This is a genomic window from Paraburkholderia phymatum (genome assembly GCF_040965635.1).
Taxonomy (GTDB): Bacteria; Pseudomonadota; Gammaproteobacteria; order Burkholderiales; family Burkholderiaceae; genus Paraburkholderia; species Paraburkholderia phymatum_B.
Genome location: NZ_JBFRCH010000027.1, coordinates 16105 through 32617, shown reverse-complemented (window position 1 = coordinate 32617; position 16513 = coordinate 16105). Strand labels below are relative to the sequence as shown.

Sequence of the window (16513 nt, the reverse complement as noted above, 5' to 3'; positions counted from 1 at the left end):
CTGATTTCGTCGCTCACGCCAGGAGGTGCATCATGTCGCTCGAAGTGCCGCGTCCGATTGATCCTTCGCTGCATCCGCTCGTCACGGGCAATTACCGCCTGGCGACGCCCGCGATCGAAGCGCTCTACGAGCTTGTCACCCGCTGCCTGCGCTATCGGATCCCGGGCGCACTTATCTATGGACCGCCGCGCATTGGCAAAACCCGCGCGATCGAGTATGTGCGGCTCCTGCTAGCGCGTCAGCACCCGAGGATGTCCAGCTACCATGCACAGTGCGAGCACAAGCCGCGGCACGCGGAAGGCCCATTCTTCGCCAATCTGCTGGAGGCCGTCGGTGATCATGCTCCGCACGCGGGTACAAGCGCCGCAAAGCGAAGTCGCCTCTTGCTGCGTATCCGAGAGGCCGCGGCCCGCTCCGGAAGCGGCACCGTACTCCTCTTCTGCGATGAGAGCCAACGTTACAACGAGAATGAATATGAATGGCTGCGTGATGTGCATGATGCGCTCGATCGTCAGCAGATCAAGCTCTTCACGTTCCTCGTCGGCCAGCAGGAACTGCTGGCGCAGAAGACAGCCTTGCAGGTCGCAGGCAAAACACAGATTGTTGCGCGTCTGATGGTTGAGGAACTCGCGTTCTATGGCATCAGGAACGCCGAAGACGTCGCCACGTGCCTGAATGGCTACGATCAGACCGCGTATCCGGAGGGTTCGCATTGGAGCTTCACGCGGTTCTACATCCCGCAGGCGTTTGATGCCGGCTATCGCCTGGTCGCCGACTCGGGCACGCTCTGGCAAGCGTTTGAGGCTGCACATCATAAGGCGAGCCTGCCGGGTAGTCTCGAGATTCCGATGATAAGGATAGTTAAAGATGTTAGTGACAAAAGTCCTTTTTGATATATGCTGATTCCCAGAGGTGCGCGCTCTTGTCGTTGAGTAGCAAAGTCTGTTTTACAGACGAGTAGCGGGGTTGGATTTTCGGCAATGGGGAGGCGAACAATGATGGTGGCGCGAGGGCGAGTCGACGCTGTTGAACTGGAAAAATATCGATCCGTGGACTGCGACGCGTTGCTTCCGCTCCTAGCCGATCACGTCAAAGCGGACGCTAGCTTCATTCCGATACGTCATGGGCTTCAAGTGCACTTGGCACGCCAGCCGAGCCGGGTTGCTGCCATTCCAGACCGTTGGCAAAAACGAAGGCAAAAAAGTCGTACAGAGCCCGGCCATACGAATCCCACGACTTCGGACTGCTCACTCGACCATTCGATGAGATCAAGTCCCAGAGAAATGACTGCGCGGGCTCCATCGGATTGCCGCGTGTATTAAGCAGCAGGGGAAAGCCCTTCCAGATACGTCCCGCGACGACCAATTTCTCGTTTGCGAGGACGTATCTCACAGCACTTGCCTAAGCTTTGTGATGGCCTGCCTGAAGTCTAGTGCCAGTAAGTGCATTGCAAGATCGATACCGCCACCGCCACCACGCTGGAGCCGCGTGTCGAACCATTTGGGGCCAGTGGTGAGGAGTTCAAATTCTCGGTTCCCAACGCGTAGGTGCCAGCGGTGCGTGTGACCCGTACCCGGGCTTCTCCGGCCACGTCCGACATTCAATCTGGCGCAAGCCCGTACGGATCAACTGTTCGCAGCAGCGAGACCGTGAAAACAAGCGTAAAACGAAACAAAGATGTCAATTCGGTATCCTTATAGCATGGTGGTTCCGTAGCCTCGATTGACCACTTTACTTGCACTCTCAACGAAATAAATTCGTCAATTCGCATATGTACGAATAAAAATTGTCAATTCGCATCCTAGACTTCGAATCCCGCTCGTAAGACCTTGATCTTATGGACGATTCCCTGCAGATGATGCGACCGGTCGCGCTTGCGCGAACGCGCGGTGCGCACCGTTTCGAAGTCTTCAGCCCGAAGCTCAAGCGTCGGCTCACATTCGACCGACGCTGCGCTGTCGATGAATGGATCGTGCTCGAGTCGGATCCGACGGTGCGTGCCTTCTGTGAACGCCCTGGCTTTGTCCAGTTCGGCGATCAGCGATTTCTCGCCGATTTCCAGGTCTGCTACCCTGACCGTCAAGAGCTACTGCTCCTACCCGATCCGGTCGCGGTTAAAGACGGTAAGCTCCACGCGGATGTCGACGTCGGCGCCATAGCCGTGCGTCTGCTTGAGCCTGCCGACCTGGCCGTCTCGCGCGTCTGGATCGACAACTGGCAGCGCATGCTGCCCTGCCTTACCGCCACGCGCGGCCTTGTGCCTGCTTCGCTCCTTGATGCGATCGAGCGCTTCGTTGCAACGGCTCAACCATTACTTGCCATCGAGCGCGAATTCTCAACGGACGATCCCATCCTGGCGCGCGCTGCGGTGTTCACCCTGCTGCACGCAGGCCGGATCGTTGCGCCCGAGTTGCGCACCGCGTCCCTTTCCTGGCTCACGCGCTTTGCTGCTGCCGAGGCCCGATCATGAGTCGCCGCAAACCCGAACTGCAAGCCCTCGATGTGACGACCTGGCCAACGGTAGCATGGACCGAGCTTGATGCGACCGCGCGCGAACGCTTCAGGTCCCGGATGCATGCAATCGAGCGCTACGCGCTCGGCGAGTCCATCAAAGACATCGAAGACGCTACCGGCGTGAATCGCCGGCAGCTATATCGTTTGCTTGAACGGGCGCTCGAACAGCATCATGACGGGCGCATCTTTGGGTTTCGCGCGCTTATTGCGCATACCATCTCGTGCTCGCGCGTGAATATGGTCGCTACGACGTCATTAAGACGATCGAGAAAGCGCTCGAGCCTCACCGTGAGCGCACCTTCGGCATTCCGGGCCTCTCGTATGGAGCACAGGACGGCTTTCCGTCCCAGCGCCTGCCCGAACTGGCGTACGTGACGTGGGAGTGGATGAAACTCGACAACGCGAAGGCGAATCTTGCGGCCGACACGCTTGCCGCGCTGTGTGAATTCGTTGGCTGCAGTGTCGACGCTGGACCCCACTACAGCCCTGACGACCGGCCTTACATAGAGCGCTTTTTCGGCACAGTCCAGTCGCGCCTGTCTTCGCGATTGCCGGGTTTTACGGGTTCACATCCGCGTGATCTGCGCCGGGCACTTGCCGATCCAAAGGGCAACCTGCGCCTTTACGTATCGTTGAACGAACTCGAGGACCTGATCGACTATTCGATCGCCAGCTACCACGGTACCCCGCATAGCGGTCTCAATAACGTGACGCCTCTCGAAGCCATGACGTATTTCGTGCGCTCCCAACAGCAGTTGCTTACCTGGCTGCCCGAGCGACATCGCCGAACGCTGTGCCTGATGCAAACGGCGCGGCGCTGCCGCGTGCGCGCGTATCTCGAGCAGGGAGTACGACCGCACATCAATCTGTATCGCGTTCGCTACACCAATGCCGTGCTCGCCTGCAGTACGCACCTGATCGGACAACCTCTGCTCATCTACATGAACGTGGACGACCTTCGCTGCGTGCGCGCGTTTCTCGCCGATGGCACGGAGCTCGGCGTGCTTGAAGCGCAAGGGGCGTGGAGCGTCAAACCGCACAATCTGAAGCTACGTCAGGAAATCCTGAAGCTGCACGGCGACAAAAGCACGCTCGGCTCAAACCCGATCGAAGCCTACGTTCAGGCCAAGCTTGCCGAGGCCAGGAAGACGCGAAAGGCGGCCTCCGACCTCGCACAGGCGATGCGGACGCTCGCCGCGGCGCCGGTTGTGGGAGTACCGCCGGGTCCTCTCGCCTCACCTACCGTCGCCCCGTCCGCGACCACGTTGACTCCGGATACCGGCAATGAATCCCCACCTGCGTGCGCGCGCCCGCGCAAGCTCACCATTGGCACTGGCCAGGTTTTCTAGCCCTGTCGTTTGCATGGGAGGTTCCACCATGTCGCAGCAAATCCTGCGTCCGATTGATCCGTCATTGCATCCACTCGTCACCGGCAATTACCGCCTGGCGACGCCTGCGATCGAAGTGCTCTACGAGCTCGTCACACGCTGCCTGCGCTATCGGATCCCGGGCGCGCTTATCTACGGCCCCCCGCGCATCGGTAAAACCCGCGCGATCGAGTATGTGCGGCTCCTGCTTGCGCGTCAGTACCCAAAGATGTCCAGCTACCACGCACAGTGTGAGCACAAGCCGCGACACGCCGAAGGCCCGTTCTTCGCCAATATGCTGGAGGCCGTCGGTGATCATGCTCCGCACGCGGGTACGAGCGCCGCAAAGCGAAGTCGCCTCTCGCTGCGCATACGCGAGGCCGCCGCCCGCGCCGGGAGCGGCACCGTACTCCTCTTCTGCGATGAGAGCCAACGTTACAACGAGAATGAATATGAATGGTTGCGTGACGTGCATGACGCGCTCGATCGTCAGCAGATCAAGCTCTTCACGTTCCTCGTCGGTCAGCAGGAACTGCTGGCGCAGAAGACGGCCTTGCAGGTCGCCGGCAAGACACAGATCGTTGCGCGTCTGATGGTCGAGGAACTTGAGTTCTACGGCATCCGGAATGCCGAGGATGTCGCGACGTGCCTGAATGGCTATGATCAGACCGCGTATCCGGAGGGTTCTCACTGGAGCTTCACGCGGTTCTACATCCCACAGGCGTTTGACGCTGGCTATCGCCTGATCAACGATTCGGGCAAGCTTTGGCAAGCGTTCGAGGCTGCACACCATAAGGCGAGCCTGCCAGGCAACCTCGATTTACCGATGGAGTCGTTTACACGCGCTGTCGAGATCGTGCTCAAGGAAAGCGAGCTCAAGGACGCTCCGGGTTACTGTCCTGAGGCTGCATTGTGGACTCACGCGGTTCAGCACTGCGGCTATGTTCAGTCCCGCCATGCGACTGGACGCGTGCTGGCAGCGGTGTGATTCCGTGGCGCTCAAACGGCCGCGCTTCCCCATTCTGGAGTTTGATGAGTGGGCGCTTTCACTTTCGCGAGGAAGCGCGTTCAATCCAAAGTGGCTGATGCCGGGGGAATCGCTTGTCTCCATCCTGTGGAAGTTCGCGTGCGCCAACGTTCTGCCCGGCGATGTGCTCGTGCATCTGATTAGTCCCTGCGTTGATCCGCACGAAGGCGTGGTGCCTGTTCGCACTGACATCGAACTCACGCGCCTGTGCCGCATACTCCGGCTGCCAGAAGATGTGTTACGGGTGTCCTTGCTTGATGCCGCACTTCCCGGCCGGTTTCACGCGGCGTTCCGATATTGCCGGCTGTGCGCCGCGCATGGCTACCATAGCGTGCTACATCAACTTGAGGATGAATATCGCTGCCCGGCACATCACGAATCACTCGACACACGTTGTCCGCACTGCGGTATCGAGACGCCGTACATCGTCTGCACCAGCGTAATTGAGGCACCGTTTCGATGCGTATCGTGCCGATCCCACTTCAGTTATGGACGACTTTCGCTCCTCTCGACCCTTCCTGCGATGCGCAGGCACGAGCGCATCGCCATCAGACGTCGCGTCTTTCTGCGATTAGGCAATGCCGTCGACGCCGTGGGCTCCGGGTTCGCAACGTCCATTCTTGACACCCGCGCGACGCCAAACCAGTGACAACTTTGCTTCGCTTGCTGCAAGCCGCTGATTTCAAGCGCTTTTACCGGCTCGCCGACATCGAGACGCCGCGAAGTGACAACTTTACTAGCGAAGTTGTGACAACTTTGCTTCGGTCTACGACAACGGCACACCGCACGCGGGCCTCAACAACGCAACGCCGCTCGAAGCTATGGAGTATTTCGTGCGCGGCAAACAGACGCTTGTGAGATGGCTGGCCCAGGCGCGTCGCCAGACGCTCTGCCTAATGCAATCGGCCCGACGATGCCGGGTGTGCGCCTATCTCTCTCAAGGCGTGCGTCCGCATATCAACCTGCATGGTGTGCGCTACACGAGCCGGTTGCTCGCGGCAGGTACGCATCTGATCGGCGAGTATCTGCTGGTCTACATGAACGCTGACGATTTGCGCTCAGTACGCGCCTTCGTGACAAATGGCGAGGAACTCGGTGTCCTCGAGGCGCAAGGGGCGTGGGGCGTGGTGCCGCACAATCTCAAGCTGCGTCAGGAGATTCTCAAGCAATCTGGCAAGCGCCGACGCCATATTGCTGCGATCGATCCCAATCCAATCGAGGCCTACGTCCAGCAAAAGCTCACGCAGGCGAGGAAGACCCGGAAAGCAGCGACGGATCTCGCCAATGTCACGCGGATTCTGACGTCGGCTCCGACGGTACGCACGCCTGTGGGGCCGAAACGTCGGGTCGAGGTAGAGACTGCGACAACAATCGCCGCGCCAATCCCGGGCACACAACCGGCGACGGACATCGATTTCGCGCCACGGCTATCGGTGCGCCCACGCAAGCTCTCCATCGGTACCGGACAGGTTTTCTGATTTCGTCGCTCACGCCAGGAGGTGCATCATGTCGCTCGAAGTGCCGCGTCCGATTGATCCTTCGCTGCATCCGCTCGTCACGGGCAATTACCGCCTGGCGACGCCCGCGATCGAAGCGCTCTACGAGCTTGTCACCCGCTGCCTGCGCTATCGGATCCCGGGCGCACTTATCTATGGACCGCCGCGCATTGGCAAAACCCGCGCGATCGAGTATGTGCGGCTCCTGCTAGCGCGTCAGCACCCGAGGATGTCCAGCTACCATGCACAGTGCGAGCACAAGCCGCGGCATGCGGAAGGCCCATTCTTCGCCAATCTTCTGGAGGCCGTCGGTGATCATGCTCCGCACGCGGGTACAAGCGCCGCAAAGCGAAGTCGCCTCTCGCTGCGTATCCGAGAGGCCGCGGCCCGCTCCGGGAGCGGCACCGTACTCCTCTTCTGCGATGAGAGCCAACGTTACAACGAGAATGAATATGAATGGCTGCGTGATGTGCATGATGCGCTCGATCGTCAGCAGATCAAGCTCTTCACGTTCCTCGTCGGCCAGCAGGAACTGCTGGCGCAGAAGACAGCCTTGCAGGTCGCAGGCAAAACACAGATTGTTGCGCGTCTTATGGTTGAGGAACTCGCGTTCTATGGCATCAGGAACGCCGAAGACGTCGCCACGTGCCTGAATGGCTACGATCAGACCGCGTATGCGGAAGGTTCGCATTGGAGCTTCACGCGGTTCTACATCCCGCAGGCGTTTGACGCCGGCTATCGCCTGGTCGCCGACTCGGGCACGCTCTGGCAAGCGTTTGAGGCTGCACATCATAAGGCGAGCCTGCCGGGTAATCTCGAGATTCCGATGGAGTCGTTTACACGCGCTGTCGAGATCGTACTCAAGGAAAGCGAACTCAAGGACGCTCCGGGCCACTGCCCTGATGCTGCCTTGTGGACTCACGCGGTTCAGCACTGCGGCTATGTTCAGTCCCGTCATGCGACGGGCCGCGTGCTGGCAGCGGTGTGATCTCGTGGCGCTGACACGGCCGCGCTTCCCGATTCTGGCGTTTGATGAGGGGGAGCTTTCGCTTTCTCGAGGAAGCGCGTTCAACCCGAAGTGGCTGATGCCGGGCGAATCGCTTGTCTCTATCCTGTGGAAGTTCGCGTGCGCCAATGTCCTGCCCGGAGACGCGCTCGTGCATCTGATCAGCCCACGGGTTGATCCTTATGACGGCGTTGCACCTGTGCGCGACAACATCGAACTCACGCGCCTGTGCCGCATACTCCGGCTGCCAGAAGATGTGTTGCGGGTGTCCTTGCTTGATGCCGCATTTCCCGGCCGGTTTCACGCGGCGTTCCGATATTGCCGGCTGTGCGCCGCGCATGGCTACCACAGCGTGCTATTTCAGCTTGAGGATGCATATCGCTGCCCCGCACATCACGAATCACTCGACACACGTTGTCCGCACTGCGGTGGCGAGACGCCGTACATCGTCAGCGCCAGCGTGATCGAGGCTCCATTTCGATGCTTACGGTGCCGTTCCCATTTCAGTTATGGTCGACTTTCGCTCCTGTCGACCATTCCCGCGATGCGCAGGCAGGACCGCATGGCGCTAAGTCGCCACTGGCTGCTGCGCTCGGGCAACGACATGAACGATGGCTCGTGAAGTGCGTGGTCGCGAGTTGTCGGCGCTGGCATCTCGAAAGCAGTTGGAGACACTTTTATTTCGTTTCCCGTAAACGCCTGAATCTGCTGAAGTTTTTCGCGCCGCTGCATCATGCGAACGCGAAGTGATAATCATAGAAAGGCCTCCTGGCCGCCCAAAGAAGGGGGCGGCCAGGGTCTACAGTCGAGATGCCAAGCTCAACCGACCCGTTCAGGAGGCGCAAATGAAGTATACCGGCATCGATCTGCACTCGAACAACGCCGTCGTCGCCGTGATCGACGATCAGGATCGGGTGCTTTACTGCAAGCGACTGGCCAACGACCTGTCATCAATCATCGCGGTCCTCGCGCCATTCCGCGAGGACCTGCAAGGGGTAGTTGTGGAGTCAACCTATAACTGGTACTGGCTTGTCGACGGACTGATGGCGGCCGGCTTTGCCGTCCATCTGGCCAACACCGCCGCCATCAAGCAGTACGAGGGCTTGAAGTACGCCGGCGACGAACGCGATGCCGTGTTTCTCGCGCACATCTTCCGCCTCGGGCTCCTGCCAGAAGGTTACATCTATCCGCCCCAGGAGCGAGGCCTGCGTGATCTCGCCCGCAAGCGCATGCAGCTTGTGCAGCAAAGCACGCTGAACACGATCAGTATCGAGAACATCCTGGCGCGTCAGCTGAATCTGCACCTCAACGCAGAACAGGTCCGCCACCTCGACAGCGCAGCCCGTGACTGCACTCGCCTTGCCGCTGCACATCGAGACTGCCCTGGCGGCAAATCTCGCGGTCCTGCGCACCCTGCAGGCGCAAATCAGGGTAATCGAGTCGACGCTTCATCGCGAAGTAAAACTGCGTCCGGAGTTCGTGATCCTCGAAACTGCACCCGGAATCGGACACACACTCGCGACCACGATCATGCTGGAGACGGGCACCATTTCCCGTTTCCGCACTGTCGGCCAGTTCAGTTCCTACTGCCGGTGCGTTGAAAGCAGGCGCGTCTCGAACGGCAGGAAGAAAGGCGAAGGCAATGCGAAGAATGGCAACAAGTATCTCTCCTGGGCCTTTTGAGGCTGCCGCTGTTGCCATGCGCAGCTGTCCGCAGGCGAGGCGCTTCTACGAGCGCAAGAAAGCCCGGCGCATGCCCGTGGTCGCCATGAAGGCGCTCGCGCACAAGCTCGCGCGGGCGGCCTTCTACATGTTGCGAGACGGCAAACCATTCGAGGTGACCAAATGCTTCGGTTAGATCCGGCGGGGCCGTGAGCCCGGTAATTCTGTTGGCGTGAACCCAGGCTAGTGATTGGGCCACGCGCTCCCGCCGTCCCTCAACAGCGATCGCTGGGATGCCCAGACCATGAGCCGAAATGAGCCTGGCACTGCTAACGCAGCAAGCCGATCATTGGTGAATACTCCCGTGGACACCGGTCTGGCACCGATGGTTTTCTGGGGTTCTACGCGAGCCAGGGGCGAAAGCCAGAACACCGGCCTCCGCCTTGATCCCGATGGATGACTGGTGCAGACCAGCTCTGCAACCAGGTGAGCGAAAAACCGGATGCATGCTCAGGCGCGTCGACGTGGTGAGGGTGGCGTAGATGTTTCAGCCAAGCAGGGTAAAACCTGAGCGAGAAGTATTTATCCTTTGACCTTGGCCTTTCAATGGATGACAGAATTATTAGCGCAACGGAGTCACTTTTAATACTGTCTACGGCAGGCAACCGGGCGGGTGACCCACAGCCTGTTGCGACTCAGCACGGCGATGCGCAGCCAGGCATGGGAGTGGGCGGAAGGCGCAGGTTTGACGCCGACGCAAGGCGAAATCCTCGTGCTGCTGATGCAGCGCAAGGGGCCGATGCGTCTGGGCGATATCGCCCGCGAAACGGCACTGACGGCCGCGACCACGAGCGATGCCGTGAGCACCCTGGAGACCAAGGGCCTGGTTGAAAAGCGCCGTGCGCTCGACGACGGCCGCGCCCTCGCCTTGCGCCTGACTGCAAAGGGACGCACTGCGGCCAGGCGCGCTACGCTATGGCCGGCCTTCCTCGCGAAGGCAGTCGGCACGCTGCGCGATGAAGAGCAGTCGCTCTTCTATCGCACGCTGCTGAAGACCGTACGCCAGCTGGAAGTGCAAGGCCATATACCGCCGCACCGGATGTGTGTGACCTGCACGCATCTCGATCCGAGCAGAAACCCGAAGAAGATGCCGCATCACTGCATGCTGCTCGATCTGTCGATGGCGGACACCGATCTGCGTCTGGACTGCTCGGTGCACGAAACGGCCGACGCCGCCACGCAGAAAAAGACCTGGAAGATCTTCGCCCAGCGAGGCTGAGTCAGCAGACGCGCGGCCCGACCGCCGGTGGCATGCGCGCTGATGTATCGGCCGTTCTTTTGGTGCCCGGGATCGACGTTGGTGTTGCTCCTCTCGTCCCCCTTGTCATTCCATGCCCTCGGCGAGACGATCAACGTATGCAGGCTCATCCGCATGTCCCGTGTTCAACCATCAGCAACGAAATCCGCTGCAGCCCTCATCCCCGCGTTCGACACGCACGATATCGCTGCCGGCACAAAGACCTCACCTTGAGACACGCTTCGCGTTGGCCCGCCCGGCCATACGCCCGACTACAGAAAACGTAGCATTTGCTACAAATCCTGGTGCAGCAGCCGCGATTGCGGCGCGGAATCGCCCGTTGACGCCGCCCGACGGAAACTGCGTCGCATTTATCGTGAAACAATGCCGCCATTCGTTAATTTATTCGCGCAAAATCAATAACTTATGCAAACTGCATTTTGATTCTGAATGTTTCACGAACCTGATAATCTGCTTGAGGTAAGAATGCTGCGACGTGCTCACCGTCGTCTGTCGCATGGCCACTGCGCGAGCTTCGCAGGACGCCTTTTCCGCTCCGGGCCGGCATGATCGATTCGACCTTAGGGACATAATGTTAAATTTATTCACCGTGCGTCCTCGCTTCCGTCCCCGCGAAATCGGCCGACGCTTCACCTGGAGGGCGTACTTCGTGGGCGTAAGCAGCTTTTCCTTTTCCAAGCTGATTGGACACCGCCGTCGCACTGCCGCCCTGTCGGACGTCGGTATCAGCATAACCGGCAGGCTGGTCAACACGGTCAACGCGGTCGGCTACTGCTGATACCCGCACATGTCGCTCCTAGGCGAACCTTGCGCCCAGCGCATCATTTAGATCGGGGTGGCAACTCGAGGTGTGGTCAATCGATTTCGTGATGGATGCGCTTGCCAACGGCCGGCGCCTGAAGTGCCTGAGACCATCGTCGACGATTTCAGGAAGGAGAAAGAGGCTGTCGACATTGTCGTGGACCACGGCATCTCAGGCTTGTATGTCGCTCGGGCCTTGGACTGTGCTGCTCGCTTCCGTGGCTATCCCAAGGCGGTGCGAACAGACCAGGGACCCGAATTCACGAGCCGCGCGCCCGACCAGTGGGCGTATGCGAATGGCGTCACGCTGAACCTTCAACGCTTCCATGTCGAACATTGCCTCTGCCTAGCAGCTTCTTCAGCCGCGCGTTCTCGGCCTCAATGTCCTTCAACCGGCGGGCTTCCGAGACTCCCATGCCGCCGAGCTTCGCACACCAGGTGTAGAACGACGCGTCACTGAACCCGTACTTCCCGGACAGTTCCTGACCGCATAGCGACCTGGGCTTCCTTCAGAAACCCGATGATTTGCTGTTCCGTAAAGCGCTTCTTCATGTTCGCCTTCTTCTCCGGAAACGAATTTTACGGTTCCTGTTTGCTCTGTTATCCGGGGGCAGATCATTGCGCGGTCAAGGAGCGCTGGCACTCCGTCCTCTTTGCTACCCTCAGCAGGTCCCGCGCAGTCTGGTTGACTATGCCGACTATGTTGAACAGCCCGAGTACCTCCGAGGACGTTCGGAGAAGCGACAGCCTCCCGAATCCGAGCGAAACCAATAACAATGTCGAATTTGGATTTCAAACGTGTTGCCGCCTCGCGGAGCGAATTCAATGACTTCCCAAGCGACTTAATAGCTTCTCAAATCCTGACGGGTACGGTGTTCGCGAAGAAACGCGTCACGGCCGGGTCACGCGCAGCCAGGACAATATCGTGCGCGCGCTGACGGGCAACTGCGCAAAGAGCATCTGTTTGTGCTCGAACAGTCGCTCGCCATGTACGACGACATTGCCCGCCATCTTGGCGAATGCGATGCCAGACTGCAGGCGTTGCTCGATCAGCGCAACCGGCACCAGCCTGACCTGGGGCCGGCGCGCAAATCTGGCAGAAGGTAACTGGTGGAGTTTGACCTGCGGCACAGACTTGCGAACTGGGCTCGCGTCGATCTGACGCGCATCTTGGATATGGGCACTGTGTCGACACCGCTTTCGGAGATCCGCCCGGACCTGAGCCGCTTTGCCAGGGTGAAGCACTTCTGTTCTTGGCTGGGACTCTGCCCCGGGCACGAAGATCAGGGCGGCAAGGTCCTGTCGGCCGGTGCCAAACGCTCGGCCAACCGCGGCCGGCAGGCATTGAAAATGGCTGCCATTGCCCTGTCACGCGGCGCCTCCGCGCTCGGTGCGTTCTATCGCCGCCTGTGCGCCCGCATGGACAAGCCCCGCGCCAATACCGCGGTGGCCCGAAAGCCCCCGGGTCGCGTTCGCCCGTCACGATTGCGCGGATGATCGCCTGTCATGTCATGCCCATGATGTCGCTGAGCACATCGGTGAGCTGAAGGTTCATCTGCACCAGCGCCCGTTGATGATATTTTCGTTACGCATAAAAGTCCCGACGAAGCGAACGCAGTATCTACGAAGGCTTTCGCATTCAACGGCCGGAAAGAGTAGAAAAATAGGCTTATTTCCAGATTCGGTTCATTAAACAGAACGCGCCGGTCCGATCAAGCCAGCTAGTCTGCTGACCTGTCGGGAGGATTTTCCCCGGGGCTTCATCGCACACGGACAGCCCCCGGCGCCGAGTCTTTTATGCACTGAGGCCCTTCGCCTCCCCGTATCTTCCGCCCCGTGGTATCAACGGGCGGCATGACAAGGTCGCGGTCCAGCCGGTCAGTTGCTAAACGGCTTCGAGCACGCCATGTGGGCCTTTTAGGCGCACTCTCCCTGTACTGGGCCTTCCGCCTTCGAAACAGGGTTCGCACTGGTTTGAGTCACATCAAAGTGATGTCAATTCGGCCGCAAGCGTTTTGTGTGTTGGAGACACGAAAGTCGATGCTGCTAAAAGGCTTCGAACGCGCAAAGTGTGCCTTTTAGGCACACCACATCAAGAAGTCCCCAGACGCAAGTTAAGGCACCTCACGACTGGCCGCCAGCGACGGCAGTGCGCGCGGTCGATGCGAAAAAAAGCCCGCTTTTGCGGGCTTTTTATTAAATGACCTCTTTGCCAGGACCGACATTGAATAACTCGCTAATAACCTGCCTTATGCGAGTCTCTTGTGCGTCTGAGAGGACGCCTGCCTTAATCTTGACCGTGAAGTTATCCACATCTTTCGTAATGCTGCCGGCGTGTGTGTTGCCCGAGAAAAATTTTTCAATAGATCTCTCCCGGGCCGACGTGCTTGTCGCGCGCCGCTGCACCATCGCCGAAATGGCCGGAGCGAATTTACCTTGATCTAACTTTCCAGCCGTGACTTCCGGCCAGAGCACGCGGGCGGCGGCTATTCCGTTGTCACCGTGCTTTTTCAGCACGTTGAGAATTGAGTCCGCAGCGTTTCCCCCGAGCAGGGTAGGCGTTATATCGAGGTCGGTGGTAATGAAGTCTGGAAGGCTCCCGAACGCGAGATACTTGTACAATCCGCGCCGACTCATGCCCAGCGCTTCGGCCAACCGCTTACGATTAGGGAACTCCTTCTCTGATCGTCTAATCGACACGGAAATCTCGTAATCAGACAGATCGTCTCGGCTCACGTTTTCCACGAGTGCAAGCACAGCCATGTCTTGGTCCGTACAATCAACGACCAACGCCTTAATTTCCTCGAGGCCAAGCAGCTTATGAGCGCGCCAACGGCGTTCGCCCGCGACAATCTGATAACCGGCTTCAACACGTCGAACAACGATTGGTTGAAGCAAACCTGCCTCGCGGATTGACTCCGCCAGCTCAGACAATTTCGCGTCAGAGAAAACTCGGCGGGGCTGCCAAGGGTTTGGGACGATCTCCGCCACCAGTAGCATCGACTGAGCTCCGCGCGATTCTAGTTCCTGGATCTTGATCTGAGCTGCGGCTAAGGCGGCCGCCATCCCCGGGCCAGTCTTTGGTTTGTCGTTGCCCTGCCTTGATGCCTCGACGTCGTCTTTCGGGAAGTCTGAGGCAGCGCGGAGATTAGCTGTCTGTTGTGCCATTCGAGCACGGATATTCATTATGCGTGCCTCCATTGTTCGACGTACATGTCATCGATCCACTTGCAGTACTCCCTTAGCGGCTGGCGAACCCGCTCAACCGTCTTTGAACTTGCGTCCTTTTTACTGAGGTCGAACACTGTGGAAAGCGCAAGCGCACCGCTGCTCATCGCCGAACTTGCCGGAATCTCGGTTGTGGTCAGCCAATCGCCATATGCGCGCTGCGTCCACGGGCGAACGACGGACGCAGACGAGGTCGGTCCGTTGTCGACCTTGGAAAGGATGACGGAAATGAAGTCGTAGGCCTTATTGGCCTCCTTCTCCATGAAATTTCTCGCGATGTCAGAGAAGAGTCCCCAGAAGGACACGGAGCTAATGAAATCGAGGCTTTCGGGAACGAGAGGCATCACCATCGAATCGGCAGCCATCAACGCATTCAGCGTCAGGTATGACAATGAGGGGGCCGTGTCGATAATGATGTAGTCGTACTCCTTGCGCAGCGGTTCCAGACCTTCGCGCAGGATTGCCCAAAATTGATAGCTGGGCTTCGCTTTAAGCATCGACGGAATGTAGAACTCCGCACTGAATAGCGACGGATGTGCAGCGATTACATCCAAACCATCCCAGTATGTAGGCTTGATAAACGACGACAGGCCGCCTTCAATCGTCTGATCGTAGATAAACGGCAATACTGTCGAGTCTTCGTCAACTTCTTTTTCCGCATATAACCCACACAACTCGGAAAGGGAGGCCTGTGGGTCCAGGTCGATGGCTAAAACTTTTCGTCCCCGAAGCGACAGTCCCTGTGCAAGACACATCGATGTCGTCGTTTTCGTCGAGCCACCCTTGAAGTTCGCGACCAAGAGCACCTTCCCGTCCGCGTCCCTTGACCCAGTAACCAAGGGGGACTGGTATATTTCGGATAGCTGCTGCACGTAAATCCGCGCTTCGGCCAACGTAAAGATCCGGCTGCGGCCTGTACCGGCGGCCTCCCCCGAAGGCAGATTCGTCCCTTCTCTCGTTGCCTGATAGTGGACCTTCGTGCGGTCTAGCCCACAAAGTTCCGCAACCTCCGCTGTCGTAAAGATCGGAGCCGATTTCCTCGGCTTCGGCGTCAGAATGCTATTCCGTAAATCTTCCGTGAGCGCATTGAGCGTCTCCGAAAAACCCGCGAGTTCACCTAAAGTCACTCTTCGCGTTATCGTCGGGAATTCAGCTTTGGACATGATTTTAAGGTTTCATCCGAAATCGTGACGAACCGTAGAATACTAGAAAAACGCAAAACTGCACTAGCAACTTAACGTAATTTCTTCCGGAAACATCGGAATTCGCTCGAATTGAAGCGAAAATCGGGCACGCGTTTCACAATATGGGATATATTTAGCCGGAAGTGCGGAAAATCCTAACTTCGAACTCGTGCCGCAGCTAGGCCATGGTGAGCAAAATTGTTGATGCCGAAAGCCACTACCAGTCATAGTGGGTGAGAGTTTTTGTTGAAAGCGGGACGGTCAGGACCAGACTCATGCTTCGATCTGAATCACTATCGGTGAAGCACTTGGCGGGCGCGGTCGGAAAGTAGTCATGCTGCGATCCGCGTACCCATCATCGCCAACAATTTGGCTCACCATGGACTCCTGCACAGTGAGCGCTCAACAAAATGTCTCACCACCCTCATCACCACCACTGTTGAGAATCATGCAGGAGGGGCCACAATTCTTCTCACCTTGTAGAGCGTCGTCGTTTCGGCAGAAACATTCCCACAAGCGTGGCGGCTCCGTCCACACCAGTTCGTCTTCCCCATATGCAACAAAAAAGCTCACCTACAAACAGCCCCGAGCACGCCCGAATAGCCGTCCAGCATGGCTCTCCGTCAATTTGCGGGTGTTCAACAATTTTTCTCACCATGATTCCAACCGCAACAAAACCCCCCACCTTCGGCTGGTAAACGCTTCACCTTCACAGACGATTTTCCCTCACCGTCGTCGACGAAAAGGTCTCACCTTAGGCACAAAAAAGTTCACCTTTGCTCAGATAACTGCTTGTTTTAATGGTGATCTGTCAGTCCCTGTATGTAGGTGGGTTGGTATTTTAAGAACTTAAAAATACAAACCAACGGCAGCGAGCGCGGCTGCAGTAAAACCTTGGCAGAAGGTGAGG

At 58.4% G+C, this 16513-nt stretch carries 11 protein-coding genes and 5 pseudogenes; 12 read left to right on the top strand and 4 right to left on the bottom strand.

The annotated features are described in order from the left end of the window. The first annotated feature begins 32 nt into the window (after window positions 1-32). Window positions 33-893, top strand: coding sequence for an AAA family ATPase (locus tag AB4Y32_RS30725; RefSeq protein WP_368724924.1), 861 nt, complete (start codon window positions 33-35; stop codon window positions 891-893). A gap of 214 nt (window positions 894-1107) precedes the next feature. Here AB4Y32_RS30725 and AB4Y32_RS30720 read toward each other — a convergent pair whose 3' ends face one another. Then, on the bottom strand, window positions 1108-1392 hold the full coding sequence (locus tag AB4Y32_RS30720; protein ID WP_368724923.1) for a hypothetical protein: 285 nt from the start codon (window positions 1390-1392) through the stop codon (window positions 1108-1110). A 445-nt stretch (window positions 1393-1837) separates the two neighbouring features. Between AB4Y32_RS30720 and AB4Y32_RS30715 the strand changes: the two genes are divergently transcribed. The 10 genes and pseudogenes from AB4Y32_RS30715 to AB4Y32_RS30660 form a co-directional block, all read left to right on the top strand. Next, a complete protein-coding gene (locus AB4Y32_RS30715; RefSeq protein WP_368724922.1) occupies window positions 1838-2470 on the top strand; it encodes a hypothetical protein in 633 nt (210 codons plus the stop codon). Beyond that, a pseudogene (locus tag AB4Y32_RS30710) lies at window positions 2467-3863 on the top strand (integrase). Before AB4Y32_RS30715 ends, AB4Y32_RS30710 begins: the two are co-directional and overlap by 4 nt. Before the next feature lie 28 nt (window positions 3864-3891). After that, window positions 3892-4869, top strand: coding sequence for an AAA family ATPase (locus tag AB4Y32_RS30705; RefSeq protein WP_368724921.1), 978 nt, complete (start codon window positions 3892-3894; stop codon window positions 4867-4869). A gap of 4 nt (window positions 4870-4873) precedes the next feature. Next, window positions 4874-5557 carry a hypothetical protein gene (locus AB4Y32_RS30700; RefSeq protein WP_368724920.1) on the top strand — a complete coding sequence of 228 codons (684 nt, stop codon included), beginning with the start codon at window positions 4874-4876 and terminating at the stop codon, window positions 5555-5557. Between the two features lie 172 nt (window positions 5558-5729). Beyond that, window positions 5730-6386, top strand: a complete 657-nt coding sequence (locus AB4Y32_RS30695; protein ID WP_439899862.1) for a hypothetical protein — start codon at window positions 5730-5732, stop codon at window positions 6384-6386. A 28-nt stretch (window positions 6387-6414) separates the two neighbouring features. Then, complete coding sequence (locus AB4Y32_RS30690; RefSeq protein ID WP_368724919.1) at window positions 6415-7392, top strand: AAA family ATPase; 978 nt, start codon at window positions 6415-6417, stop codon at window positions 7390-7392. Between the two features lie 4 nt (window positions 7393-7396). Next, window positions 7397-8032 carry a hypothetical protein gene (locus tag AB4Y32_RS30685; RefSeq protein WP_368724918.1) on the top strand — a complete coding sequence of 212 codons (636 nt, stop codon included), beginning with the start codon at window positions 7397-7399 and terminating at the stop codon, window positions 8030-8032. Window positions 8033-8255: 223 nt separating this feature from the next. Beyond that, window positions 8256-9268, top strand: a pseudogene (locus AB4Y32_RS30680) (IS110 family transposase). A 510-nt stretch (window positions 9269-9778) separates the two neighbouring features. Continuing rightward, window positions 9779-10351, top strand: a complete 573-nt coding sequence (locus tag AB4Y32_RS30665; protein ID WP_368724969.1) for a MarR family winged helix-turn-helix transcriptional regulator — start codon at window positions 9779-9781, stop codon at window positions 10349-10351. An 890-nt stretch (window positions 10352-11241) separates the two neighbouring features. Further along, window positions 11242-11507, top strand: a pseudogene (locus AB4Y32_RS30660) (DDE-type integrase/transposase/recombinase); the annotation flags it as partial. Window positions 11508-11538: 31 nt separating this feature from the next. Here AB4Y32_RS30660 and AB4Y32_RS30655 read toward each other — a convergent pair. Then, window positions 11539-11743: pseudogene (locus AB4Y32_RS30655) on the bottom strand (transposase); the annotation flags it as partial. A 337-nt stretch (window positions 11744-12080) separates the two neighbouring features. On the opposite strand from AB4Y32_RS30655, the pseudogene AB4Y32_RS30650 reads away from it, so the two are divergent. Further along, a pseudogene (locus AB4Y32_RS30650) lies at window positions 12081-12649 on the top strand (transposase); the annotation flags it as partial. A 738-nt stretch (window positions 12650-13387) separates the two neighbouring features. Here the strand turns inward: AB4Y32_RS30650 and AB4Y32_RS30645 are convergent. Then, the gene (locus AB4Y32_RS30645; RefSeq protein ID WP_368724968.1) at window positions 13388-14380 is read right to left on the bottom strand and encodes a ParB/RepB/Spo0J family partition protein; all 993 of its coding nucleotides are present in this window, start codon (window positions 14378-14380) and stop codon (window positions 13388-13390) included. Further along, complete coding sequence (locus AB4Y32_RS30640; RefSeq protein ID WP_368724914.1) at window positions 14377-15582, bottom strand: ParA family protein; 1206 nt, start codon at window positions 15580-15582, stop codon at window positions 14377-14379. Before AB4Y32_RS30640 ends, AB4Y32_RS30645 begins: the two co-directional genes overlap by 4 nt. Window positions 15583-16513: the final 931 nt, after the last annotated feature.